This window comes from Acinetobacter calcoaceticus (assembly GCF_051947995.1).
In the GTDB taxonomy this organism is placed as follows: Bacteria; Pseudomonadota; Gammaproteobacteria; order Pseudomonadales; family Moraxellaceae; genus Acinetobacter.
The window spans coordinates 188,071-212,153 of record NZ_JBLVVH010000004.1; the positions used below are offsets into that span (position 1 = coordinate 188,071).

Consider the following 24,083-nt stretch of genomic DNA (forward strand, 5'->3'; position numbering starts at 1 on the left):
TATAAAGTGAAACATATAAATATATAGGATGAAGACAGCTAATGCGTGGTGTGAATAAAGTTATTTTAGTAGGTACTTTAGGACGAGATCCAGAAACAAAAACCTTCCCGAATGGCGGGTCGCTTACTCAGTTCTCGATTGCAACGAGTGAGTCGTGGATGGACAAGAGTACAGGTGAACGTAAAGAGCAAACGGAATGGCATCGTATTGTATTGCATAACCGTTTAGGTGAAATTGCTCAGCAATACCTGCGTAAAGGCTCAAAAGTCTATATCGAAGGTTCATTACGTACCCGTCAATGGACCGACCAGAATGGTCAGGAACGTTATAGCACCGAAATCCGTGGCGACCAGATGCAAATGCTGGATACGCGTCAGCAAGGCGAGCAAAGCGGCGGCGATTTCAATCAACCACGCTTTAACAACAATAATAATCAAGGTGGTGGCTACCAGAACACGGGTTATAACAATAACAACCAGAATGGCGGCTTTAACGGCGGCAACCAAGGTAATTATGCGGGCAGCCCTCAAGCAGGTAATGGTTTTAATACGCCAAAAGCAGCACCGCAACCTGCTGCAGCACCTGCGGATCTAGACGACGACTTACCGTTCTAAGCCCAAAGCAGATGTTCAAAAGCGAGGATAACTTCGGTTATACCTCGCTTTTTTATTGTCTTATTTTCCTTGCATCAGGTATCCGCAAAATCCTCTTGTTAGCTCATATTTTGAAAAGAATTCAATGCTTTATTGCTAAAAACCAAAACAAGAACGCCCTTAAAAATACACTTTAAAAAAGTCCCGATTGTGAGGAGAAATCCTGCAATTGGCCCTCGGTTTTATTCTCAAAATGGCTCTCGTTTCTTGGCTGCCGAAGCGACACATTAAATCTATTGGACGTATGCATACGGAAGCGTCGGTTTAGTCATAGAAAGATCCAGGCATGGATGATGAACAAAACGACTAAATTTTTTGAGGGTATTTTCTATTTCAGAATGCACTGTTCTGAGACCGGAAGATGCGCCTGAAGTGAAGGAAGAACAATAATGACAGCACATCCTGATCGTCCCGAAGCCAAGCAAGCCCAAGGCTTACAAAGTGGATTAAAGTCGCGCCATCTCACCATGATCTCGATTGCTGGAGTGATTGGCGGTGCATTATTTGTCGGTTCCGGTAATGTCATTTACGCCGCAGGTCCCGCGGTTATCCTGGCTTATGCCTTAGGCGGATTACTGGTGCTGTTCATCATGCGCATGCTCGGTGAAATGGCAGTGATGAATCCGGATAGCGGTTCATTTTCGACCTATGCCGATCGTGCCATTGGACGTTGGGCCGGGTTCTCAATTGGCTGGCTGTACTGGTGTTTCTGGACCCTGTTGATGGGCTGGGAGGCCTATGTCGCCGGTAAGATTCTGCATAGCTGGTTTCCGTTTATGCCGATCTGGGGCTATATGCTACTGGTGATTGTGTCCTTGGTCTGGGTCAATCTAAAAGATGTCAAAAGCTATGGTGAATTTGAGTTCTGGTTTGCCCTGATCAAAGTGGTAGCGATTATTATCTTTTTGGTGATTGGCAGTTTAGCCATTTTTCATCTGTGGCCGTGGGGTGAACTGGCTCAAGCAGGTTCAATGGGGTTATTCCAACAAGAATTTATGCCGAATGGCATCGCGCCAGTGATTACTGCGTTATTGGGAGTGATGTTTGCCTATGTCGGTGCTGAAATTGTCACGGTGGCGGCTGCGGAATCCAAAAGCCCGGAAAAAGAGATTCGCAAAGCATCTAATTCAGTAGTCTGGCGGATTTTATTGTTCTATGTCGGCTCCATGTTGATCACGGTCTGTTTGATTCCGCATGACAATCCTTTATTAAAGGATCCGACCTGGGGCACGTATAGCGTTACCCTGACGGCACTGGGGATTCCTGAAGCACGGCATATTGTCAATTTCGTGGTACTCACCTCGGTATGTAGCTGCTTTAACTCGGCACTGTACACCTGTTCGCGCATGCTATTTTCGCTCTCCAAGCGTGGCGATGCACCCAAATGTCTGGCGCTGACCAACCGTCAGGGCAGTCCATGGATCGGGGTGGTATTTTCCAGTTTATTTGCCGTTGTTGCCGTGTATTTAACCGCAACTGAAAGTATGAATGTTTATGATGTGCTGATGATGGCCACAGGCACGGTGGCTTTATATGTATATCTGGCGATTGCCTGTTCCCAGTTACGGATGCGTAAAAAGTATCAGCGTGAAGGCAAACAGATCGATTTTAAAATGTGGCTGTTCCCGTGGATAACTTATGCCGTGATTTTTATCATTATTGGATCACTGCTGGTGATGCTGTTTGAAGGGACTTATTTTAAAGAGGTGATCTACACGTCCTTGCTGGCTTTGTCGATTGTAATGATTGGGGTGCTGGTACAGAAACTGAATAAGGCTAAAGTCAGCAACAATGCGCTGATCCAGAAAAAACAATCGATCTAAACATGTAGGAATCATCGTTTAAATCCTTAGAGAATCCCGGGAACGAGATTCTCTATTTTTCATTGGTGCTTAAGGCAGGGTCGCAACCCCTGCTTCACGTAGACATTGCAATAACACACCAAAGGCCATGACCATATCTTTTTCATTGACACAGGCAAAGCCCATTAGCAGTCCACGCTGGGCATGGGCATGGGAGTGCATATAATATTGTGACAGTGCGCGTACCTTGACGCCACGTTCCAGTGCGGTGGCGGCAACCGCGACATCGTCACATTGTGCCGGAAGCTTGAGTACCAGATGTAAGCCGGCTGCCTCATCATATTCATGCACAAATTCCGGTCCCAAATAACGGTTAATCAGGCTCACCAGATAGTCACGGCGTTTGCCATACAGCAAACGCATGCGGCGGATATGCGCTTCATAATGGCCTTCACGAATAAATTCAGCCAAGGCTTTCTGCTCGAGCAGATGTCCACCCCGATATAATTCCGCTGCTACAATCCGTAAAGGGGAAAATAGCGGCTTCGGCACCACCACATAACCAATCCGTAATGAAGGGTAAATGGTTTTACTAAAGGTGCCCATATAAATCACAGGCGCATCATTTTCCAGACCTTGCAGGGAAGGATAAGGCTGGCCAGAGAAGCGGAATTCACTGTCATAGTCATCTTCCACAATCCAGCTATGATGTTGACGGGCGATCTGGATCAACTGTTTTCTTCGGTCCAGACTTAAATGCGAACCGAGTGGATATTGATGTGAAGGCGTCACAAAAATCAGTTTAGGCGGTTCGGCAGGCTGTTCTTCCGGAATAATCCCTTCTGCATCCACCGGCATGGCCTGAATATCCAGCCCGTTGATCCTTAAGGTATTGCGCATCCCCCAATAGGCCGGGTCTTCAATCCAGACACGGTCACCAATATCACTGAGCGCCCGTGAAACTAGATCAATGGCCTGATGGATGCCTTCGGTAATAATGATCTGGTCTGCATCGCACTGCACGGAACGGGCAACACGGAGATAGTCGGCCAAGGCGCTGCGCAGTTCAATACAGCCACCGGCGCTGCTATAAATCAGCCGGTTGATATCGGGTTCACGACTGAGGCGCGCCTGGATACGACTGAAAATATGATGTGGAAACTCGGTGACATCAGGGGCACCCGGGACAAATGCCCCCCACTGGTGTGGAGAAGCCGCAGCATAGCCCAATAAACTTGAGCCACGTTGTGACAGTACCACCGAGGTTTCTTGCTGGGCAACAGGCGCTTGTTTTTTATTGATTTTGGTATTTAAAAAGGCTTCAGGAAGCTGTTCTGCCACCCAGGTGCCATGTCCGGTACGTGCCTCAAGATAGCCTTCTGCCTGAAGTTGCTCATAGGCTGAAAGCACCGTATTACGGGACACATGAATTTCACTGGCTAAGTCACGTGAAGCAGGCAAGCGGGTTTTCGGCTGGATGACGCCTTCGATAATGGCCCCGCGTAAACAGCGAAATAGGCGTTGGTGTAGTTTTCCTTCCATGTCCTGTTGGAGACGTTGTAATAAATGATCTCCAAGTAAACTACGCAATTGGCTCTCTCCTTCAATTTAAAAGTGGCTCTCGTCACTGGCCTTCATACGCGCGAAATTACAGCTATAGACAGTCCTTGTAAAACATCCTGAAAAAAACGAGCTGGATGTCGGGCAACGCTGTAACTGACGATGAAAATATGAGGGAATTAAATGAACAATCAACATTCTGCACTTAACGCACGTAAACAGCAAGCCACACCACGCGGTGTGGGCGTGATGTGTCAGTGGTATGCGGCAAAAGCCGAAAATGCCACCATTTGGGACAAGGACGGCAATGCCTTTATCGATTTTGCCGGCGGGATTGCAGTGTTGAATACCGGTCATCGTCATCCCAAAGTGATGGCCGCAGTGACTGAGCAACTCAGCAAGTTTACCCACACGGCTTATCAGGTCACGCCTTACGAAAGTTATGTGGCCTTGGCTGAACGGATTAATGAGCGCGCGCCGATTGCAGGGACGGCCAAGTCGGCTTTCTTTACCACCGGTGCCGAGGCGGTTGAGAATGCCGTGAAAATTGCACGTTCATATACTGGTCGTCATGGCATTATCACCTTTGGTAATGGTTTTCATGGCCGTTCATTCATGACTATGGCCATGACCGGTAAAACTGCGCCGTACAAACGTGATTTTGGGGTGATGCCGGCAGGGGTGTTCCATGCCCGTTACCCTGTGCCAGCCAAAGGCATCAGCGTCGATGCAGCTATTGCCAGTGTTGAAGATATTTTCAGTGAAGACATTGCCCCGCATGACGTGGCGGCGATTGTACTGGAGCCGGTGCAAGGTGAAGGCGGTTTCAATGTGGTACCTGCCGAGTTCTTAAAGCGTTTACGTGCCTTATGTGACAAGCATGGTATTTTACTGGTGGCGGATGAAGTCCAAACCGGTTTTGCACGGACAGGTAAACTGTTTGCCATGAACCATTTCGAGACCAAAGCTGATCTGATCACCATGGCAAAAAGTCTGGGTGGCGGTTTCCCGATTTCAGGTGTAGTGGGGCGTGCGGACGTGATGGACGCGCCAAACCCGGGTGGTCTGGGCGGAACCTATGCAGGCAACCCGATTGCGGTTGCGGCAGCCCATGCGGTGATTGATGCGATTGAACAAGAGCAACTGTGCGAACGTGCCAATGAACTGGGGGCCGAGCTGGTCGCTGTACTTAAACAGATCCAGCAGGCATCAGGTGAGGTGGTTACCGATATTCGTGCACTCGGATCGATGGTGGCGGTTGAACTGGAAACGGCTGAGCAAGCAAAAGCTGTACAAAATTATGCAATGGAAAACGGTTTGTTACTGCTCACTTGCGGTAAATACGGTAACGTTATTCGTTTCTTATATCCATTAACCATTCCTGCTGCACAATTCCGTCAAGGTCTAGAGATCTTGAAACAAGGTTTTGTGGCATTAAATCCACAGCGTATAACAGCAATGGAGCAATCTGCATGATTCAAAACAATTTGCAGTATCTGTTAAAACATCCCGATATTGCATTTAATCAGCCTGCATCCCGTGACTATATTGAAGTCAACGATGCAGCAACCGGCGATACCTTGGCTTGGGTCAAAAGCTATGACCGAGCGGGCGTTGATGCGGCGATCCAGCGTTCTGCCCAAGCGCAGGCAGCCTGGCAAAAGCAAACCGCCCTCGTCCGTGCCGATGTATTGTTGGCCTGGTACAACCTGATGCTTGAGCATAAGGAAAACCTGGCGCAGATTCTTACTGCTGAACAGGGCAAACCACTGGCGGAAGCCCGTGGTGAAATTGCCTATGCCGCTTCTTTTATTCGCTGGTTTGCAGAGCAGGCACGCCGTATTGATGGTGAAGTTCTCACATCCACCCAGCCGAACCAGCGCTTGCTGGTGATTAAACAGGCCATTGGGGTAACGGCGGCCATCACACCGTGGAATTTTCCTGCGGCAATGATCACCCGTAAGGCAGCACCTGCAATTGCAGCGGGTTGTAGCATGCTGGTTAAACCCGCAGAGCAAACCCCATTAACCGCTTATGCCCTCGAAGTCTTGGCCTTACAGGCCGGCTTGCCAGCCGATATCTTAATCAATATCAGTGGTGATGCGATTGAAGTCGGCAAGACTTTATGCGAAAGCGACATTGTGCGTAAGCTCAGTTTTACCGGTTCAACCCAGGTCGGTCGTATCTTGATGCAGCAGTGCGCACCAACCATTAAAAAGCTTTCGCTGGAATTGGGGGGGAATGCACCGGTACTGGTATTTGATGATGCTAACCTTGAGCAGGCCGTGCAGGGCATTATGGCCAGCAAATACCGCAATAGCGGACAAACCTGCGTATGTGCCAATCGTATTTATGTGCAAGATAGCATTTACGATGCTTTGGCAGATCGTCTGGTGGAAGCGGTGTCTAAGTTGAAAGTGGGCGATGGCCGTCAGGAAGGTTCAACTCAGGGACCGTTGATTGATGAAGATGCGGTTGCCAAAGTTCAGTCGCATATTGCCGATGCGACTGGCAAAGGTGCGACGCTACGCATTGGTGGACAACGTTCGGCTTTGGGTGGAACATTCTTTGAACCGACCGTGTTGACGGACGTTACCCAAGACATGAAGGTGTCGAAAGAAGAAACCTTTGGACCGCTGGCTGCGTTATTCCGTTTTAAAACCGAAGACGAAGCGGTGGCAATGGCGAACGATACCGAGTTCGGTCTGGCGGCGTATTTATTTACCCAGAGTACAGCCCGTCAATGGCGAGTCGGTGAAGCACTGGAATACGGCATGGTCGGCATCAATACCGGTGCGATTTCCAATGAAGTTGCGCCATTTGGTGGTGTGAAACAGTCGGGCTTAGGCCGCGAAGGTTCAAAATTCGGTATCGAGGAATATACCGAAATGAAGTATCTGTGTGTGGATTTATCTGAATAAGACCTAAAAACGTTTTATGTCTTAGTTTAGCAATGTTCTACATAGCACAAGTTTGATAAAAAGCCAGTCATGCCCATTCATGACTGGCTTTTTTCACTCTGACTAGGCTTAGCGGGCCGAGTCCAGTATTTCATTATTCTGAACCACAGCCTGAGCTTTGCTGTAGCTTTCGATCAGTAACTGGTAGGCCGGGAAAATCTGGGTATAGACCTGTGCCCATTCCAGTGCGTCATCACGGTTCCAGGTACGCTGGATTTCAGAGGCCACCGCTGCGGTATCCATTGGCACCACACCTGCCTGCACCACACGGGCCAAGGTAATTTCTTCTGCCATTTTGCTATAGGTGCCCGAAGCATCAATGACGGCAAACACTTTATAACCCTCGGCAACTGCACTAATCGCAGGGAAAGCCATACACACGCTGGTAATGGTTCCCGCAATAATTAAGGTATTGCGACCGGTTGCTTTGACTGCATTGACAAAGTCCGGGTTGTGCCAGGCGTTGATTTCACCTTTACGGGCGATATATTGCGCATGCGGTGCATTGGCATGAATCTCGGGAATCAGCGGCCCATTCGGACCTTGCGGCACCGACGCTGTCGTGATCACCGGAATCTTGGCCAAGCTGGCAATCTTGGCCAAAGCTGCGGCACGTTGGCGTAATTCGGGCATGGGCATATCACCGACGGTCTGGAATAAGCCGCTTTGGTGGTCGATCAATAGCATTACGGCATCATTGACATCAATCACAGGTGCCTGACCATTGAAATTTGCTGGTGTTGTCATTGTTGTATCCTCATCTTGTCTTAGGGGGTATAATTAATAATATAGACAGGACGATGACTGAAAAATATCTATAATAGGATATATTGTCATGTCAAAAGAACAATGCTGCTGAGTACTGACAGGTTGAGCAAATAAGATGAAAGATTTAAATGACTTATATTTCTTTGTCAAAGTCATCGATTGCGGTGGCTTTTCTGCCGCCAGTCAGGAACTGATGGTCACCAAGTCCTTATTGAGTCGCCGCATCGCCGATCTGGAAGAACGTCTCGGGGTCAAGCTGATCAACCGGACCACCCGCCAAGTCTCGATTACCGAAGTGGGTAAAATCTATTATCAGCATTGCAAGGCCATGTTGATTGAAGCTGAGGCAGCCGAGGAGGCCATCGAGTTTTTAACCGCTGCACCACGCGGCCTGATCAAACTGTCTTGCCCGACCAATTTATTGCATATCAATATTAGCCAGATGCTGAATGAGTTTTTGCAGCTATATCCCAAGATCAGCCTGCATGTGGAAGCCACCAACCGCCGGGTTGACTTAATCAATGAACGTTTTGATCTGGCGCTACGGATTCGAACTTTGCCTTTGCCAGACAGCGATTTAATTGTGCGGGAACTGGCGCTGGCACGGCAGTTTATTGTCGCGAGTCCAGACCTGTTACATCAGTTTTATTCGATCAGTGAACCGCAGCAATTGACCCAGTTTCCGGTGTTGATGATGGAGTCTTTTGCACCTGAATATCATTGGCAATTATTTTCGCAGGATCAACAGGAACTGAAAGTACAGTGCCATCCACGGCTGACCACTACTGATTTAACAGCATTAAGAGAAGCTACTTTACAAGGACTGGGTATCGCTAAATTACCGGAACTGATGGTGGCTGAAGATATTAAACAGGGGCGCCTGATTCATGTCTTGCCTGAATGGCAGCCCAAGCCTGAGCTGATCCATCTGGTGTATACCTCCAGACGCGGCTTGCTGCCCTCGATGAAATTATTGATCGATTTTCTGGTCAAAAAGTTTGACGAACTGAAACAGCACAACTCGGTGTTGTATTAATCAGAGTCCTATAACGAATAGCCACTGTCAGTTTTTGCCAATTCACGCAGGCCCTGCATCAGGGTCTCAATCAGTTTTTCCACCACCAGACGTTGGCCTTTACGTGAGGCATACACCAGTTGTACCGTACCGCGATTGGATTTCCATTCGGGCAGTAAATGAATGAGTTTGCCTTTTTCAATATCGGCCTGCACGGTCAGGTAGGGTAAGTCTGCAATACCGAGCCCATCACGCACCGCATAATACACGCTGCCAGATCATTACTTTTGACCCGCGGCTGATACGGCACATCCACCGTTTCATCCCGCTCTACATGACATAAGTGCCAGTAATACTGATGTTTTTGTATGCCAAGCGCCACGCTCGGGTAGTGCTGTAAGTCTGAATAATGCTGGATGGTCTGACCTTGCAGTAATTCGGGTGCTGCCACCAGACAATGTTCGGTGCGAATCACGTCACGGACAATCAGGCTGGAATCCTGATTCGGTTCAAAACTGGTACGGATCGCGATATCAATATCATCATGCAGCACATCGACACGACGGCTGGTCAGTTCCAGAGAGATGTCAACTTTGGGATAGTTTTTTAAGAACTGATTCAGTAATTTACGAATCTGGAAATGCATCATCAAGGGTGGGCAACTGATCTTGACCATGCCTTGCGGTTCATTTTTCTGTTTCAGCAAGACATTTTCGGCACATTCCACTTGGGCAATTACCTTACAACATTCTTCATAGAATTCCTGGCCCAAATCGGTGACCTTAAAATGCCGGGTGGTGCGCTGGATCAGGCTGACATTAAACTTCTGTTCCAGTTCAATGATGCGACGGCTCAGCTTGGATTTACTGATATTTTCAGCTTCGCTGGCCGCACTAAATCCGCCGTGTTTCACCACCAGATAGAAATAATGAAAGTCATCAAATGAGTTGATCAAGGCAAAGCAGATCCGGTAAATACGACAAGATCAGGATAGCATTAACTGTCCTGATCTTAATAGGGCGGCTTATTTTTCTGCAGTATTGGTGAAATAGCTGGTCATCAAATTGCGGTAATCCGGAATGTGATTCGAGAATAAAGCCCCCAGACCTTCGATGTCATTGCGCCAGTCACGGTGCAGTTCACAAGCCATACCAAACCAGGTCATCAGCTGTGCGCCGGCTTGTGACATGCGATCCCATGCGGCATCACGAGTGAGGGCATTAAAGGTACCTGAGGCATCGGTAATCACAAATACTTCAAAGTCTTCTGCCAAGGCAGACAGCGCAGGGAAAGCGACACAGACTTCTGTCACCACACCGGCAATAATCAATTGTTTTTTACCGGTGGCTTTCACCGCCTTGACGAAGTCTTCATTGTCCCAGGCATTGATCTGGCCTGGACGGGCGATATAAGGCGCATCTGGGAACAGTTCTTTCAGTTCAGGCACCAGTGGACCATTCGGGCCATTTTCAAAGCTGGTGGTTAAAATCGTCGGTAAGTTGAAGTATTTTGCGGCATCTGCCAAGGCCAGCACATTGTTTTTAAATTTGTCTGGATCAATATCCCGAACCAGTGAAAGTAGGCCAGCCTGGTGATCGACCAAAAGAACCGCTGCATTGTCTTTGTCTAGGCGAATATAGTCTTTAGCCATTGTTGTATCCTCATATTGTTGTAAAGAAGAAGACGGATAAGAATATGAATGTCCGTACTGCTTGAAATTATGCTAGTTAAATTTTTAAGTCAGATGAAGCACAAAAAATGAGACAAACAATATCAAAAATAGGATGATTGATTATATTTGGCTTTCAATAAGCTTTTTAATTTTAAATTGTCCTATAGATAGAATAATGTGTTGCCATTCTGAGGCTATAAGCCCCCCTGTTGCAGGCGTAAAATAGCATCCAACAGCAGAACTTCTACTCTATAGGAGAAACCAGATGAAGAAAATTCTTGGTGTGTATCAGAACAAACACATGCACTGGGTCGGTGATGGTTTCCCGGTGTATAACCTGTTTTCGTATGACCGTTTAGGCCAAAGCCTGAGTCCATTTTTGTTGCTGGACTATGCCGCGCCTTATCGTTTTGATCCAACTACAGCGCAACATGGGGTGGGTTCACACCCGCATCGTGGCTTTGAAACGGTCACCATTGCTTACCAAGGTGAAGTGACCCATAAAGACTCCAGTGGTGGTGGCGGAACCATTAAAGCGGGTGATGTGCAATGGATGACGGCCGGTGGCGGGATTCTGCATCAGGAATTTCATTCGCCTGAATTTGCCCATGAGGGCGGCTTGTTTGAAATGGTACAACTGTGGGTTAATTTGCCTGCACATTCCAAAATGACGCCAGCAAAATATCAGGCCATTGAAGCCGACCAGATTCAGCACATTGCCCTGGACGATGCAGGTAGTGAAATGCGCATCATCGCAGGCCAATATCAGGACGTTGATGGTGCCGCGACCACCTTTAGTCCGGTCAATGTCTGGGATGGTACGATTGTACAGGGTCAGCAACACAGCTTTTATGTGACCGAAGGCCATACCACCTTATTGGTATTGCTGTCTGGAAAAGTGAGCCTAAATGACAGTCAAAGCATTGAAGCGCCGAGCCTGGTGGTGCTGAGTCGTGAAGATATCGAGTTTAGCCTCAAGGCGGAACAGGACAGTAAATTCCTGATCCTGACCGGTCAGCCACTGAATGAGCCGATTGAAGGTTATGGTCCGTTTGTCATGAACAGCAAAGCCGAAATCGTTGAAGCTGTACGTGATTTCAATAGCGGTAAATTTGGCCATATGGACGCTTGATTGCACAGTTAAATCCAGCCTATGTAAGAAAGCCCGTCACACCTTGAAGTGTGCCGGGCTTTCGCTATAAGGGTCCTCTATTGATTTTTTTAATTTATTGTCACTTATAGTTATTCAGCTTATTATGTGACTTTGTTCTCGTTCTTATATCAAAAGAATAGCGCTAAATTTGTGCTTTGCAAAGCCCCTAAGGCATTGAAAATGAAAAAATAAAGAATGTTCTGTATACTTTTGTGGCCTAAAAGGTAATTTTTTGAATAGTTTCATTGGCTTAAGTGCAGAATCAGAATTGTGATAAAATGTAACAATAAATGAACAATGAAATTCAATAAAACAGCGGCTGAAATGCTGAATCTGGTATTTTTTAATACCGTGTTTAGGCGAACTATCAGTCATAATCAAGAAAAATCATCAACTGATGGGACATAATTTTGGATATTGCAATTATCGGCAGTGGAATGGCAGGACTTGCCTCAGCCAGAATCCTACATGATGCAGGACATAAAGTAACGATATTCGAAGCACTCGCGGGTCGAGGCATGGATAGTCATAGTATTGACTTTGATGGTGGCATTATTGATGCCCCTTTGCGTGTCATGAATCCAAAGCTATGGCAGAACACCCTGAGTCTGGCCAGCTATTTAGGCATTGAAACCTTTCCTGTCCGTACTTTTATGGCATGCAGCTGGTTATTTGAAGATAAAACAGAGACCTGGCTGACCACCTCACGCAGCCGCATTGGTAACTTCCCGATCATTAATAACCGTAAAGGTATCCAGCAATATGGCTGGCGTCTGGTCAAGGGCATGTTGCAGCTGAAAACGGCAGTACACCAATTCTTTAAGTCAGACAAGCAGGACATTACCTTAGCCGAATTTATGAATCAATATCATATTGAGGAAGTGTTCTGGCATGGTACGGTGATGCCGGTGCTGTATACCATTTGTACCTGTCATCCCAAGACCATTGGTGAATGGCCAGCCAAACCTTTATTGGAATTTATTCGCCAGTTGACCGAAGGGGAAGCCTTATTGCGGATGAAAGGCGGCACGCCCGCGCTGGTCAGCCGCCTGATTGATGGCATTGAGATCCATAGCGGCTCACCGGTGAAAACGGTGGAAGAGCAGGGCGATAAAGTGCTGGTAGAAAATGATCAGGGCGAGCGCCAGCTGTTTGACCGTGTGGTGATTGCTACACCAACTCCAGCGATTGAAGGCTTCCTGAAACAGCCGCAGTTTGCTGAAGATATTGCCTTGCTGAAAAAATTCCGTTTTGAAGAAGGTGATCTGGTCATTCATACCGATCCGATTGTGATGCCGCAACGCCGTAAAGACTGGGCAGTACTCAGCTATATGATGGACCGTAAATTTACCCGTCAGCAATTTACCGTGTGGATTAACTCGATTGAACCGACGCTGGTCGGTAAAAATGCCGTGTTCCAGACCTGGTGTCCAGTCATTGACATCGATCCGAAGAAAATCATTTCCAAGGTCAAACTGACTCGTGCCGTAGTGGACTCGGAAACGGTCGCGCTGAATAAACAGATCCAGCAGCGTCATTTAGACCAGAACCGTAAAGTGTTTTATTGTGGTTCGTGGTCATGTGATGGTTTGCCAATTTTAGAATCGGCGGTGACCTCGGCCATGCACATTTCTGAAATTTTAGGTGCGCCGTTACCTTTTGTTGGGCTAAAACCAAAAGTGAAGGTTGCACCCGAACTCGGTTATTAATATGCGCTCCTTCAAGCAGGCACTGATTGAAAAAGTTATCGGGCATAAATATGCCATTGATGCCCGGCATCTCGGAGATGACGCAGCGCTTGCCTGGAGCAATTTGGGCTTTTGGCAGGACCAGCAGCAGGACTATGCGCTGGCTTGCCAAAGTCTGGCCGATCAGATTGCTGCCTCACTACAACTCAAATCAACAGATCGTGTTTTAGATCTGGGCTGTGGACAAGGGGCGAGTCTATTACACTGGTTACAGCAGTACCAGATTCAGCAACTCAGTGCAGTTGAACTGCAGCCTGCCTGTGTGCAACGAATTCAAAAATACTTACCGCAAGTTCAAATTTATTGTGCAAATTTTTTGAATTTAAAAGTACTGCCACTTTTGAATTCATTTGATGCGGTGCTGTGTATCGATGCGGCTTATCACAGTGATTTGAATTCATTTCTCGATGCCGTGTCCCCAGTTTTAAATTCAAAAGGCCGAATCGCTTTTCATACGCTGATGTGGTCAGAGAACTGGGCAAACTGTGGATATCTTCAACAGCAGCAATATCGCTATCTGTTAAAAGGTGCTGATGTGCATTGGCAGCAGCTGCTGGATCAGCAGCTGCTTGAGCAGACCTTGGCGCATCAGGGTTTTGGCGAAATTCAGATTCAGGACTTTTCCGAACCGGTGTTAAAGGGTTTTGCTCAATATATTGAGTCGCGAAAAGCTGAAAAGCATGGTTTTGATTTTGCCCAGTTCAAAATCGAGATGACTGCCAAGTTGTGCCGAAAACTCTATCAGGATGGATTAGTACGTTATATTCAGGTCAGTGCAGTAAAACAGTGAGAACAAGATGCCAAATCAATATAAAGGTTCATGCCTGTGTGGGGCGGTGAGCTATCAGGCGGAAGTCGCGCCACGTTATCGTTTTAATTGTCATTGTCGTGATTGCCAGAAGGCCACGGGCAGTGCTTATGCGCCGATTGCATTCTTTCATCAATCTGAACTGAAAATTGAAGGCGAACTGAAATATTTTGAATCTCTGGGATTGTCTGGCAAGCCGATTCGCCGTGCCTTTTGCCCAACCTGCGGTTCGCAAATGTTTGGTTTGCCTGAGCTGGTACCGGAGATGATTTCAATTCGTGCAGGAACGCTGGATGAACCAAATCTGTATCAACCGCAAGCAGAATGTTTTGTGAGTCATGCCAATGAATGGGATCTGTTAAATCCGCATATTTCGCATTTTGAGAAAATGATGGGGAAGAAAAGAGAATAAAGCGAGAAATGGTGCCGGCACACGGATTCGAACTGTGGACCTACTGATTACAAGTCAGTTGCTCTACCAACTGAGCTATGCCGGCAACGTGGCGAGAATTCTACAGAATCTGTTTAAAAAAACAAGCGAAAAAATAAGCAAACGGATGAATTTAATCAGTGCTTCGATTGGCTGCCCGTTCTGAGCCTGGGCTTTATTGTTGGAGTGTGAGAGAGTTCTCCGGTTTATTTAGATGCGTATGAGCAAAACAAGTTAGATGAGGCTGAAATAATATTCGTTATGATGGGGGCGGCTACAACGAGCTAATCGCAAATACTGCTTGCCAAGAGGCAAGACTCGTTATTTGTTTAATTGATTATTCTTCTTTAGATCTATAGCTTGAAAATAAAAAATGCTGATCTAAATAAATCCTTGGAGTAAATGGAAAATTGGTCAATATTAACGGATTGATGATGAAAGAATTTTTAAAAATTTATATGAAAAGTAAAAGAATAAAAATAGCTTTCTTATGAAAAGGGTAGAGTCATTATTTAAGCGCTTATTTTAATAAGTTATTTAATTTTTAAATAATTGAACAAAAAAAATACTAATTGGACTTTGTAAGCCAAGTTCTCAAAAATGAATATGTGAAAACGAGAATGATGTTTAAGGAACAAACACATGAGTACACATATTCGAATAGCCGTGGTCGGTGGTGGTATTGCTGGTCTGGCTTTAGCAAGTAATTTGAGTAAATACGTCCATTTAGATGTCCAAATGTTTGAATCAGCACCTCAGTTCTCTGAAATTGGGGCAGGGATTTCTTTTGGTGCCAATGCAGTCAAAGCGATTGAACTGTTAGGTTTAGCCAACGAATATCACGCAATTGCAGATAAAGTATCGGCTCCCTTCCAGGATGTTTGGTTTCAATGGCGCAATGGTTATAACGATGAATATTTATCTGCATCTATTGCTGAAGGTGTAGGACAGTCATCTGTTCATCGTGCAGATTTTCTAGATGCCATTATTCCTCACATGCCTACGCAAAATGTCCATTTTTCTAAACGTCTTGAGGCGATTGAAGAACAAAACGATCAGGTGATTCTGCATTTTAATGATGGTAGTCAGCATGAGTGCGATTATTTGATTGGTGCTGATGGTATCCGTTCCGTGGTTCGCCAATATGTTTTAACTTCTCATCAATTGTCACCAGTTCATCCACGTTTTTCAGGAACTTGGGCATATCGTGGCATTATTTCTCACGTTTTATTTAAAGAAGCTTTGAAACAAGTAAATGGCGATACAGATTTAGCAGATATTCCCCAAATGTTATTGGGTAAAGACAAACATATTTTAACGTTCCCAATTCGTAAGGGTGAGCAAATTAATATCGTTGCTTTCTGCTCAAACCGTGAAGATACAGTACTTCCAGCTGATACACCGTGGACTAAACCTGTCGATAAAGCACAGATGCTTTCTGATTTTTCAGACTGGAGTGAAAGCTGCCAAACATTACTCAGTTTAATTGAACAGCCTACCATTTGGGCCTTACATGAAATTGAAGAACTTTCGACGTATCAAAGTACCTCAGGTCATGTCATTGTCATGGGCGACGCTGCACATGCCATGTTACCTCACCAAGGTGCAGGAGCAGGCCAAGGTCTTGAAGATGCATTGATTCTTGCGGCCTTATTGTCGACAAAAAACTTACAAGCAGATCAGTTAACCGATGTGTCTTCAATCTATGAAAAGCTTCGTTTAAAACGTGCTTGTCGTGTTCAACAAACTTCTCGTGAGTCTGGCGAAATTTATGAGTGTTATTCGACTCAGTACCCAACGTTTGCCGAAATTGGCGAACATCTTGAGCATCGTTTTGACTGGTTATGGCAACACGATCTCGAACAGGATGTTGCAGAAGCAAAGCAACAATTACACCAGCTAGGAATGGCAACGAATTAAATAAAATTTTTGTTTTACACACAATTTGCTAAGGAAAGCAATTATGGAAAAACTAAATGCAAATCAATTGATTGATGATGCAAGATTAACGCCATTACATTGGCGGGTGATCTTGCTGAGTGCGCTCATTATTATTTTTGATGGTTATGACTTAGTCATTTATGGTGTTGCCTTGCCCAAGCTTATGCAACACTGGCAGTTAGATAGTATGACTGCTGGATTGCTGGGCAGTGTTGCATTATTTGGCATGATGTTTGGTGCCATGATTTTCGGTAGTTTAGCCGACAAATTAGAGTCCTATGGCTTTAGCCGTAAGCGTTTAATTATGCTGTGTGTCTTTATTTTTAGTGGTTTTACGGTGTTATGTGGTTTTGCCAATAGTCCTAAAGCGTTTGCCATTTATCGTTTTATTGCTGGCCTAGGTTTGGGCGGGGTAATGCCGAATGTTATTGCCTTAATGACCGAATTTGCCCCAAAGAAATTACGATCAACTTTAGTATCACTCATGTTTAGCGGCTATGCGATTGGTGGGATGAGCTCAGCGCTTTTAGGCATGTGGTTGGTGCCTAAGTTTGGTTGGCAAATCATGTTTGTTTTGGCGGGTATTCCACTCATTTTATTACCGATTATTTGGAAATTTTTACCCGAATCAATTGATTATCTGGTTCGCCAGAAAAAATGGAATGAGGTGCGTGATTTACTTCAACAATTAGCACCAGAACAAAACATAACTGATTATACGAGCATCGTATTACATCAAGAAAATCAACAAACCGCCGCTCGTCCTTTGCTTGCTCTATTTACAGAGAATCGTGCTTTAGTCACTGTGTTTTTTTGGTTGAGTGTATTTATGGCTTTACTCATGGTGTACGCGCTTGGTAACTGGATACCCAAACTCATGGTCGACGCTGGATATGATTTATCAACCAGTCTGGTCTTTTTACTGGCGTTAAACTTGGGCGGAATGTTGGGTGCAATCGCTGGCGGTTACTTTGCCGATCGTTTTCATCTCGGCAAAGTTATTTGTTCGCTATTCTTTGCGGGTGCAATTTCACTTTACTTGCTGAGTTATGCTTTACCTATGGTCATTTTATATCTCTGTATTGCCATTGCAGGAGCAGCTTCTATTGGTGGGCAAATTTTACTGCTCGTTTATATGGCTCAGTTCTATCCTTCACCAATTCGCAGTACTGGCATTGGTATGGCTTTGGGTGTAGGCCGTATTGGAGCGATTTTAGGTCCAATTTTATGCGGCTGGCTTTTAAGTTTACATCTACCAATTCAATATAATTTTATCGCGCTAGCCATTCCTTGCGTGCTGGCAACTTTAAGTGTTATCGCCATAAGTATTTGTAGTCGAAGTAAACCTGTAATGCTAAATTCAAGTATATCTTCATAAGAATTAGGCATTTTTACACTTATAAAAGGAACTAAACTCTAAACAAAACAATTAAAGTCTTTGTTTAGAGTATTTAAAGGATCAGAACCATGGATTTAGGTTTGATTAAAGTTTTTGTCTGTATTTATGAGTCTCGTCATATTAGTAAGGCTGCTGATAAATTAAATTTGAGTCAGCCTTCTGTGACTTATAATTTGAACCGTTTACGCCGTCAGTTAAATGACGAGTTATTTATCCGAAGTCGAGGTGGGGTTGAGCCGACAAAAGTTGCACATGAGCTTTATCCGATTTTTCATCAAGCAATTTTTAATATTGAATCGGCGATTGCTCAAGCACAGGAATTTCACCCTGAAAACTCAAATAAAACGTTCCGAATTGGTCTCTCAGACGCTGGTGAAATTTGCCTGTTGCCGAGTCTTATGGCTTTTTTGCAGAAAACAGCCCCTTATATTCAAATTGAGATTGAGGAGATTCAGTCGTCTAAGGTCGAACAGTGGCTTATTGATGGTTTTTTAGATTTGGCTGTATTTAATAGTACGCAGACCATAATGCCTAAAATAGAAACACGCACTTTATTTGAAGAAAGATATGTATGTATTGCGAGAGCTGATCATCCAAGGCTACAGCATCAACTGACGTTAGAACAATATTTGCAAGAAGATCATATTGCCATTAAGTCATCAACAGGGCATGTCCAAATTGAACAGTATTTAAAAACAATGGATTTAAAGCGAAATATTCGTTTAGAGGTTCCACATTTTAGTGTTCTACAAGGTGTTTTGCAGAGTTCAGATATGTTGGTGACATTGCCATCGCGAGCAGCTCGGCACTATTTAGCTCATGGTAATGTCCAAATGTTTGAATTACCTTTTGCTATTGACTCCTTTAAAGTGAGCTTGAACTGGTTTAAACGTAGTGATGATATAGTTGCTAGGAAATGGTTGGTTAAATCTGTTAAAACTATATTTCAACAGTTATAGGAGGGAGATGCTTTTTATATCTGGTGATCTCGGAAGATATATAATGTAAAAAAGCCTAAATCCTTCGATTTAAGCTTTCTTATTTCATGCAAACACATGAATCAAAATTCTGGCGAGAGAGGGAGTCATATTTAAAGACTAAGTAATTGATAATATTTAAATAAAAAATAATTAATTTTATTTGATCCCCCAATCGTCCCCCAGCCTATAAAAAATTTAGATTAGCATTTGAAGAACCATTCTTATTATACATCAATGTGATGCTGTAGCTGTCAGATTTCATTGCTATGACTTTTTCATGTATGATCATTTGATTGCATCTGTAGAGATAAACCATGTTTGAGATCATTGATGATTTAAAAGCTAAATTAGATCAGCATCGACCTCTTTCACCTGCAATTGTTAAAAATCTACATGAAGACTTGATCTTACGTTGGACTTATCATTCGAACGCCATCGAAGGTAACACTTTAACTTTATTAGAGACCAAAGTAGTTCTAGAAGGAATTACCGTAGGTGGGAAAGCGTTAAGGGAGCATTTTGAAGCGATCAATCATCGTGATGCAATTTTATATGTCGAAGATATTATAAAAAAACAAGAAGCGTTTTCAGAGTGGCAAATTCGTAATATTCATCAATTGATTTTAAAAAATATTGATGATGAGAATGCAGGACGATATCGTCAGCAAAATGTCTTAATCTCAGGTGCTACCACCAATCCTCCAGATCACACATTGCTCAATGACAAGATGACTCAATTTATAGATTGGTATAACATGGAAGCTCATACATTGCATCCAATTGAGCGAGCAGCCAAAGTTCATGCTGATTTTGTGGGTATCTATCCTTTTGTGGATGGGAATAGACGTACATCTCGATTGTTGATGAATCTTGAATTGATGAAAGCAGGTTACCCACCGAGTGTGATTACTGTAGAAAATCGCTTAGCCTACTATGAGGCTCTGGATCAATGGATGGCGTATGGCAATAGTGAGCCATTTAATAGCTTAGTTGCTGGTGTTGTATTGGAAGGGTTTAAGCCATATCAAACAGTTTTGGGAATCTAACAAAGTAAAAGAAGGGCAAAGCCCTTCCTCGTCAATTTTTGCTGTCACACTCTATGTATATGAATTTTGGTAATACGAATTCAGATTCATAATAGACATATTTGTATTTTTCAACTTGTTGTCCAAAAATAGTTTTCCATGTCTTTTCATTTATGCCGACTACGCCTTGAATATCCATTAGATAGCTGAATTCATCAATACTTAACGAAATATTGGAAGTTGGTGCAACAATTATGTAGTTGCCATTTCGTAATTGAATGCAATCTTTCATTGAAAGAGGTTGGCATTCTCGTTCTGTAGCACAATATACAGTTAAGACGTAGTTATTTGATAAATTACGTTGTACACAAAAAAATAAAGCTAATATCTCTGATTCATGATTTTCATGAAATTGATCAATCATATCTGAAATTTGTTTCGCAAGTCCTCGTTCTACAAATGCTTTATCACGAAATTCACATTTTTCCATGTGAAATGTATAAGTGAAAACATTAAGATTAAACCGTTGCTGAGTTTTAAATAGCTTTTTCATCACAGGTACATTTGCTTTGCGTATTTCTTTGATTAACGTAATTCGCTTATCACGATCGTCAATTGCACTTTTACTGGTTGAATGATTTTTCAATTCATATACGAATGCATCTACAACAGGTTTTATCTGCTCAACATAATGTTCATTGTGTAATAGCATTGGATTAATAGGTCTATCCGAAACGTAACCCAAATTCGTATATGCCTGATTTACAGCCTTGACACTCTGACTGATATTGAAAGCAGGATGTTGTAATAGCGGAGTAGTGATGGGATAAATAGATTGCAAATAATAAAAAGCATGATCTGTATGTGGGCTATTACTGACATAGTATTGGATAAATGTCTGACTATTTTTTTTGGTTTTTTGCTTGAAAGGGTGATAGTTGGGATTCGTCACGATTTCTGAAACTGTTTGCATGATGGATAGGTTCAACTCACCCAAACAAAAATTAGGTAGATTGGTACTTTCTGTCGTATTCGTAAATTGCATTAGTATGTTCACCGTAATGTTATTTTTAAATAAGGAGACCATGCTCTTTGACTTAAAGAGCATGATTTAATGTTTTGAGTTAGTTTGATATTGATCCCGTGTTGAGCTTACGGGGTCTCCCAGCATTACTTTTTTCATACTTACGAGTGCTATAGCCAAACGTACGATAGTTCGTAAGTGTTTTCTCAATGATGAATTGGTCAACTTTGGTTATGTAATCCACGATCATAAACAGTGCGTTGATTTTTTCTTGGTCATCATGAACAAGTGTGCCAATTGCGAGTCTTCTATAAGAACCCTTGTTGTGGTTGCAGCTATGGTAAGTGCCTTTATTTAGGGTGATTTCTTTCCATAATTTAGCGAGTTGATCTACAAAGAAAGTCTCTTGTTTATGGAGATTACCATCCATAAAAAAGATAAAATGATAATGATAGCCTTTCTGTATGCCATACTCTAATTTCCAAATATAGCCGACAATCGAAGGTATTTCGTCATTTGGTGTATGGAGCTTTTTTAAGAAAATGCTCAAGTATTTTTTCAATAGTTCAAGTGTGATTTGAAAATTACGATTGATGGAGAAATCAATTCGAATTACCAGTAATTTACTGAACTTAATAATTAATTTTTGGATTAGCTTTTTAGCCTTCTTGTTCTGATTTAAGCTTTTTTCTTTGCGTAGTTCTACTGCTTTTTTATAGTCTATATCATTCGATAATGCCTTGAAGAGACGTTGGTAGAACTCATTTAAAATTTGAGCTTTAGGCTTGTAATGAGTTGGGCTGATCGCTATTGGCTCATTGTGAGCAAGTTGCCAAAAGTTTGTAGATGTATCATTTACAATATGTGCAGGGAAGCACTCTAGGTATATCTTACGAAATAGGTCAGTCTCAGCACTCGTGTAAGTGAAATCATATATAAATCGTGGATCAATGTTTTTTAATGCATCATGTAAAGGCCTGTGATTAATTTTGTAAGATTGCTTTTTATCGGGATGAATAACGTAAATAAAAATCTTTCCATCTTTGTGCGTTTTTTTTATGAGTTGAATGATTCTATCCTTCTGTAATGCTTCTGGATCATCAATTATTACAATGCTTTTATCATCCACCTCATGTATGGAATATTTTTCATAATTATCATTAGGATAATCATTTAGGTCTGTGTTCATATAATGCTCTTTTAGGTAAATTTTAAGTAAGTGAATCCCTACCAAGGCATGGATAGCCTTGGTATGAGTCGTGATATATTTGATGTAGGTTTTAGAAGAGTTGTTGAATGAATAATAAATTTAATTAAAAGTATTATTTATCAATAGAATATATTGATTATTAGTACTTATTAATTAAATATAAAATCCTAAATTATTGAAAAATATGAGAACCATAATTCCGACAATCCATTTCATCTATTTTTCAGAAATATCGACCTTTGCAGTTGAAAGTCGATTTGGAAAGTTAGCAGGTACGTTGCTTAGCTTTAAGCTCAAGCCAATGAACTAATTCATGCTCAAACCACCCAACTGCATTGGAACTGAGCTTGATGGGCTTTGGGAAAGATGGATCGTAACTTTTCGATTTCTTATTTAATTTTTCATATATGACTGAGCGACTTACACCCGTAAAGCCAATTACTTCTTTGAATCGAAGGATGGTTGGTCTTGGATATATATCTGATTGCATGAGATTTGACTCCGTGATTGAATAAGTCAAAATTAACAGCAAGTCTTCGGACAAAAAACAGCGGATCTAATTCCGAATGGGGAAAAATGAATCAGAAGCAAAAAGAACTGCTTAAGACAGCATGTCTAATACGCACTCAAAGCTTTATTGAACAAGAATTTGATTATTTTTCTCTACTTAAATCTCAGCCTGAATTATTAAACTCATTGAAAGAGTTAAATGAATACGTTCTGAATTTATTCCTAAAAAAATCATGGGCTACTATTGAGGAAAACCTAAATCCATTTATGGTTAAGGTAGAACAAATCTTAAATCTAAATTCTCAAGATTATTTTAATTGCGAGGTGATAGCCTGTTTTTGGGGTAATGCTCAATATGGACAAGATTTTAAAAATCCGATCCATAATTGGTTTAATCTCAATTCTACTAGAGAGTTTCATTCAGTTTATTTGGAAGTATTTTCTTTAATTCGAAATAATGCTGATTTTAATGCTATATATTTAAGGGTGCAGCAATTAGCTAGTTGCTATGATTTAGCTGCTTTGAGCTATCGCACTCAGTTAAATTTAGATAAATATATAATTCCTATGTATTTAGAGTTTTTTATGGGAGTGCAAACTCTATCTTATAGGGAGGAAAATTTAGAAAATTACTATTCTTTAGTTAATTTTCTAACTCCAATAGATACATTAAGACGTGGTATCAGCTCAGTATTATTGCAACCATTAAACCATTTGTCTTGGAGTAACTTAGTTGGGCGGGATAGTGAAAATAAAATTGTGAAAATGCAGGAAGGAATCTTACATTTTCAAATTCCCATAGGTGAAGACTCTTCATTCCGTGAAATATTTTTTTCAAATTATTATGCTCTGTACTTACTATTGAATAAAAACCTAACATCAAAAAATTGGAAAAATATTGAAGAACTGGAAGAAATTCTTGAATTTTTATCAGAAAAATTAACTTCTAAAAAAAATGCACATATGAAAGAGAAGTCTACATTAGTTGCATATGAAACATTAATACTCGAATATTTCTGTATGTTTAAAAAAGATGAATATTGTAAAAATGGGCTATCTGAACCAAATGGGTTTAACAAATTTTTATATACGGCTTTGACTACTGAGCTCAATAAAATAGCAGATAGTAGTTATAAGTTTGAGCATCCGTCTTATAAAGAGGGATTGGAAGGTGTAGAGATAAAATTAACTAACCGTGAGATACGTTTATCTCTAAAGCATGAGTCAATTAGAAAGAATCTTAAGAGAAGAAAAAATTTACATCAATCACCCCAAATATTAAAACAAGAAAATTCCGTTCAAGATAAATCTCATGTAGTGGATTTTCTTAAAATTTCAGAAAAATTAGGCGATTATCATTTTTGTGAACGTAAGTAATATTATTAGAATAGAGAACACGAGCATTAGCCGTGCTCCCTATATTTT

Annotated in this window: 20 protein-coding genes, 1 tRNA gene and 1 pseudogene; 14 read left to right on the top strand and 8 right to left on the bottom strand. The window is 42.6% G+C overall.

What is annotated here, in order from left to right:
* The first annotated feature begins 41 nt into the window (after positions 1-41).
* Complete coding sequence (ssb, locus tag ACNQO6_RS09560) at positions 42-614, top strand: single-stranded DNA-binding protein (protein ID WP_005227828.1); 573 nt, start codon at positions 42-44, stop codon at positions 612-614.
* A gap of 428 nt (positions 615-1,042) precedes the next feature.
* Entirely contained in the window at positions 1,043-2,476 is a 1,434-nt protein-coding gene (locus ACNQO6_RS09565; protein WP_343581265.1) for an amino acid permease, read from the top strand.
* A 69-nt stretch (positions 2,477-2,545) separates the two neighbouring features.
* Here ACNQO6_RS09565 and pdxR read toward each other — a convergent pair whose 3' ends face one another.
* A complete protein-coding gene (pdxR, locus tag ACNQO6_RS09570) occupies positions 2,546-4,045 on the bottom strand; it encodes a MocR-like pyridoxine biosynthesis transcription factor PdxR (protein WP_005282511.1) in 1,500 nt (499 codons plus the stop codon).
* Between the two features lie 153 nt (positions 4,046-4,198).
* Here pdxR and gabT point away from each other — a divergent pair, with 153 nt between their 5' ends.
* Together gabT and ACNQO6_RS09580 are read left to right on the top strand one after the other, a co-directional pair.
* Positions 4,199-5,491, top strand: a complete 1,293-nt coding sequence (gene gabT / locus ACNQO6_RS09575; RefSeq protein WP_440208823.1) for a 4-aminobutyrate--2-oxoglutarate transaminase — start codon at positions 4,199-4,201, stop codon at positions 5,489-5,491.
* Positions 5,488-6,936: an NAD-dependent succinate-semialdehyde dehydrogenase gene (locus tag ACNQO6_RS09580; RefSeq protein ID WP_440208824.1), complete on the top strand. Its 1,449-nt coding sequence runs from the start codon at positions 5,488-5,490 to the stop codon at positions 6,934-6,936. The genes gabT and ACNQO6_RS09580 overlap by 4 nt, the downstream gene beginning before the upstream one ends.
* A 108-nt stretch (positions 6,937-7,044) precedes the next feature.
* On the opposite strand, the gene ACNQO6_RS09585 is transcribed toward ACNQO6_RS09580, so the two are convergent.
* Entirely contained in the window at positions 7,045-7,722 is a 678-nt protein-coding gene (locus tag ACNQO6_RS09585) for a hydrolase (RefSeq protein WP_005282519.1), read from the bottom strand.
* Between the two features lie 136 nt (positions 7,723-7,858).
* On the opposite strand from ACNQO6_RS09585, the gene ACNQO6_RS09590 reads away from it, so the two are divergent.
* Positions 7,859-8,779 carry a LysR substrate-binding domain-containing protein gene (locus tag ACNQO6_RS09590; protein ID WP_005227817.1) on the top strand — a complete coding sequence of 307 codons (921 nt, stop codon included), beginning with the start codon at positions 7,859-7,861 and terminating at the stop codon, positions 8,777-8,779.
* A gap of 8 nt (positions 8,780-8,787) precedes the next feature.
* On the opposite strand, the pseudogene ACNQO6_RS09595 reads toward ACNQO6_RS09590, so the two are convergent.
* Together ACNQO6_RS09595 and ycaC are read right to left on the bottom strand one after the other, a co-directional pair.
* Positions 8,788-9,713 (bottom strand): annotated as a pseudogene (locus ACNQO6_RS09595) (LysR substrate-binding domain-containing protein).
* Between the two features lie 69 nt (positions 9,714-9,782).
* On the bottom strand, positions 9,783-10,409 hold the full coding sequence (gene ycaC, locus ACNQO6_RS09600; protein WP_004657244.1) for an isochorismate family cysteine hydrolase YcaC: 627 nt from the start codon (positions 10,407-10,409) through the stop codon (positions 9,783-9,785).
* A gap of 286 nt (positions 10,410-10,695) precedes the next feature.
* Here ycaC and ACNQO6_RS09605 point away from each other — a divergent pair, with 286 nt between their 5' ends.
* From ACNQO6_RS09605 to ACNQO6_RS09620, 4 genes are all read left to right on the top strand, one after another.
* Complete coding sequence (locus tag ACNQO6_RS09605) at positions 10,696-11,562, top strand: pirin family protein (protein WP_440208825.1); 867 nt, start codon at positions 10,696-10,698, stop codon at positions 11,560-11,562.
* 431 nt (positions 11,563-11,993) lie between these two features.
* The gene (locus ACNQO6_RS09610; protein WP_005282532.1) at positions 11,994-13,292 is read left to right on the top strand and encodes an FAD-dependent oxidoreductase; all 1,299 of its coding nucleotides are present in this window, start codon (positions 11,994-11,996) and stop codon (positions 13,290-13,292) included.
* A gap of 1 nt (position 13,293) precedes the next feature.
* Positions 13,294-14,121 (top strand): SAM-dependent methyltransferase, encoded by an 828-nt coding sequence (locus ACNQO6_RS09615; protein WP_396514094.1) that lies wholly within the window; start codon positions 13,294-13,296, stop codon positions 14,119-14,121.
* Between the two features lie 7 nt (positions 14,122-14,128).
* A complete protein-coding gene (locus ACNQO6_RS09620; RefSeq protein ID WP_440208826.1) occupies positions 14,129-14,551 on the top strand; it encodes a GFA family protein in 423 nt (140 codons plus the stop codon).
* A 9-nt stretch (positions 14,552-14,560) separates the two neighbouring features.
* Here ACNQO6_RS09620 and ACNQO6_RS09625 read toward each other — a convergent pair.
* Positions 14,561-14,636, bottom strand: a tRNA-Thr gene (locus tag ACNQO6_RS09625).
* A gap of 575 nt (positions 14,637-15,211) precedes the next feature.
* Between ACNQO6_RS09625 and salA the strand changes: the two genes are divergently transcribed.
* The 4 genes from salA (at position 15,212) to ACNQO6_RS09645 (ending at position 19,935) form a co-directional block, all read left to right on the top strand.
* Positions 15,212-16,489, top strand: coding sequence for a salicylate 1-monooxygenase (salA, locus tag ACNQO6_RS09630; protein ID WP_440208827.1), 1,278 nt, complete (start codon positions 15,212-15,214; stop codon positions 16,487-16,489).
* 43 nt (positions 16,490-16,532) lie between these two features.
* The gene (locus tag ACNQO6_RS09635) at positions 16,533-17,888 is read left to right on the top strand and encodes an MFS transporter (protein WP_440208828.1); all 1,356 of its coding nucleotides are present in this window, start codon (positions 16,533-16,535) and stop codon (positions 17,886-17,888) included.
* Between the two features lie 89 nt (positions 17,889-17,977).
* Positions 17,978-18,868 (top strand): LysR family transcriptional regulator, encoded by an 891-nt coding sequence (locus ACNQO6_RS09640; protein ID WP_440208829.1) that lies wholly within the window; start codon positions 17,978-17,980, stop codon positions 18,866-18,868.
* 335 nt (positions 18,869-19,203) lie between these two features.
* The gene (locus tag ACNQO6_RS09645) at positions 19,204-19,935 is read left to right on the top strand and encodes a Fic family protein (protein WP_440208830.1); all 732 of its coding nucleotides are present in this window, start codon (positions 19,204-19,206) and stop codon (positions 19,933-19,935) included.
* Between the two features lie 31 nt (positions 19,936-19,966).
* Here the strand turns inward: ACNQO6_RS09645 and ACNQO6_RS09650 are convergent, their stop codons facing one another.
* From ACNQO6_RS09650 to ACNQO6_RS09660, 3 genes are all read right to left on the bottom strand, one after another.
* Entirely contained in the window at positions 19,967-20,959 is a 993-nt protein-coding gene (locus ACNQO6_RS09650) for a hypothetical protein (RefSeq protein ID WP_440208831.1), read from the bottom strand.
* A gap of 79 nt (positions 20,960-21,038) precedes the next feature.
* A complete protein-coding gene (locus tag ACNQO6_RS09655) occupies positions 21,039-22,127 on the bottom strand; it encodes a YagK/YfjJ domain-containing protein (RefSeq protein WP_440208832.1) in 1,089 nt (362 codons plus the stop codon).
* Positions 22,128-22,413: 286 nt separating this feature from the next.
* A complete protein-coding gene (locus tag ACNQO6_RS09660; protein ID WP_440208833.1) occupies positions 22,414-22,638 on the bottom strand; it encodes a helix-turn-helix transcriptional regulator in 225 nt (74 codons plus the stop codon).
* Between the two features lie 86 nt (positions 22,639-22,724).
* Here ACNQO6_RS09660 and ACNQO6_RS09665 point away from each other — a divergent pair, with 86 nt between their 5' ends.
* Positions 22,725-24,035, top strand: coding sequence for a hypothetical protein (locus ACNQO6_RS09665; protein ID WP_440208834.1), 1,311 nt, complete (start codon positions 22,725-22,727; stop codon positions 24,033-24,035).
* Positions 24,036-24,083 lie beyond the last annotated feature (48 nt).

What these genes read in the sequence shown, in the direction of transcription:
- ycaC (WP_004657244.1), bottom strand. Translation starts at nt 10,409, where the DNA reads ATGGCTAAAGACTATATTCGCCTAGACAAAGACAATGCAGCGGTTCTT.
- ACNQO6_RS09605 (WP_440208825.1), top strand. Translation starts at nt 10,696, where the DNA reads ATGAAGAAAATTCTTGGTGTGTATCAGAACAAACACATGCACTGGGTC.
- ACNQO6_RS09590 (WP_005227817.1), top strand. Translation starts at nt 7,859, where the DNA reads ATGAAAGATTTAAATGACTTATATTTCTTTGTCAAAGTCATCGATTGC.
- ACNQO6_RS09640 (WP_440208829.1), top strand. Translation starts at nt 17,978, where the DNA reads ATGGATTTAGGTTTGATTAAAGTTTTTGTCTGTATTTATGAGTCTCGT.
- ACNQO6_RS09665 (WP_440208834.1), top strand. Translation starts at nt 22,725, where the DNA reads ATGAATCAGAAGCAAAAAGAACTGCTTAAGACAGCATGTCTAATACGC.
- ACNQO6_RS09580 (WP_440208824.1), top strand. Translation starts at nt 5,488, where the DNA reads ATGATTCAAAACAATTTGCAGTATCTGTTAAAACATCCCGATATTGCA.
- ACNQO6_RS09650 (WP_440208831.1), bottom strand. Translation starts at nt 20,959, where the DNA reads ATGCAATTTACGAATACGACAGAAAGTACCAATCTACCTAATTTTTGT.
- ACNQO6_RS09615 (WP_396514094.1), top strand. Translation starts at nt 13,294, where the DNA reads ATGCGCTCCTTCAAGCAGGCACTGATTGAAAAAGTTATCGGGCATAAA.
- ACNQO6_RS09660 (WP_440208833.1), bottom strand. Translation starts at nt 22,638, where the DNA reads ATGCAATCAGATATATATCCAAGACCAACCATCCTTCGATTCAAAGAA.
- gabT (WP_440208823.1), top strand. Translation starts at nt 4,199, where the DNA reads ATGAACAATCAACATTCTGCACTTAACGCACGTAAACAGCAAGCCACA.
- ssb (WP_005227828.1), top strand. Translation starts at nt 42, where the DNA reads ATGCGTGGTGTGAATAAAGTTATTTTAGTAGGTACTTTAGGACGAGAT.
- ACNQO6_RS09565 (WP_343581265.1), top strand. Translation starts at nt 1,043, where the DNA reads ATGACAGCACATCCTGATCGTCCCGAAGCCAAGCAAGCCCAAGGCTTA.
- ACNQO6_RS09645 (WP_440208830.1), top strand. Translation starts at nt 19,204, where the DNA reads ATGTTTGAGATCATTGATGATTTAAAAGCTAAATTAGATCAGCATCGA.
- ACNQO6_RS09585 (WP_005282519.1), bottom strand. Translation starts at nt 7,722, where the DNA reads ATGACAACACCAGCAAATTTCAATGGTCAGGCACCTGTGATTGATGTC.
- ACNQO6_RS09620 (WP_440208826.1), top strand. Translation starts at nt 14,129, where the DNA reads ATGCCAAATCAATATAAAGGTTCATGCCTGTGTGGGGCGGTGAGCTAT.
- salA (WP_440208827.1), top strand. Translation starts at nt 15,212, where the DNA reads ATGAGTACACATATTCGAATAGCCGTGGTCGGTGGTGGTATTGCTGGT.
- ACNQO6_RS09635 (WP_440208828.1), top strand. Translation starts at nt 16,533, where the DNA reads ATGGAAAAACTAAATGCAAATCAATTGATTGATGATGCAAGATTAACG.
- ACNQO6_RS09655 (WP_440208832.1), bottom strand. Translation starts at nt 22,127, where the DNA reads ATGAACACAGACCTAAATGATTATCCTAATGATAATTATGAAAAATAT.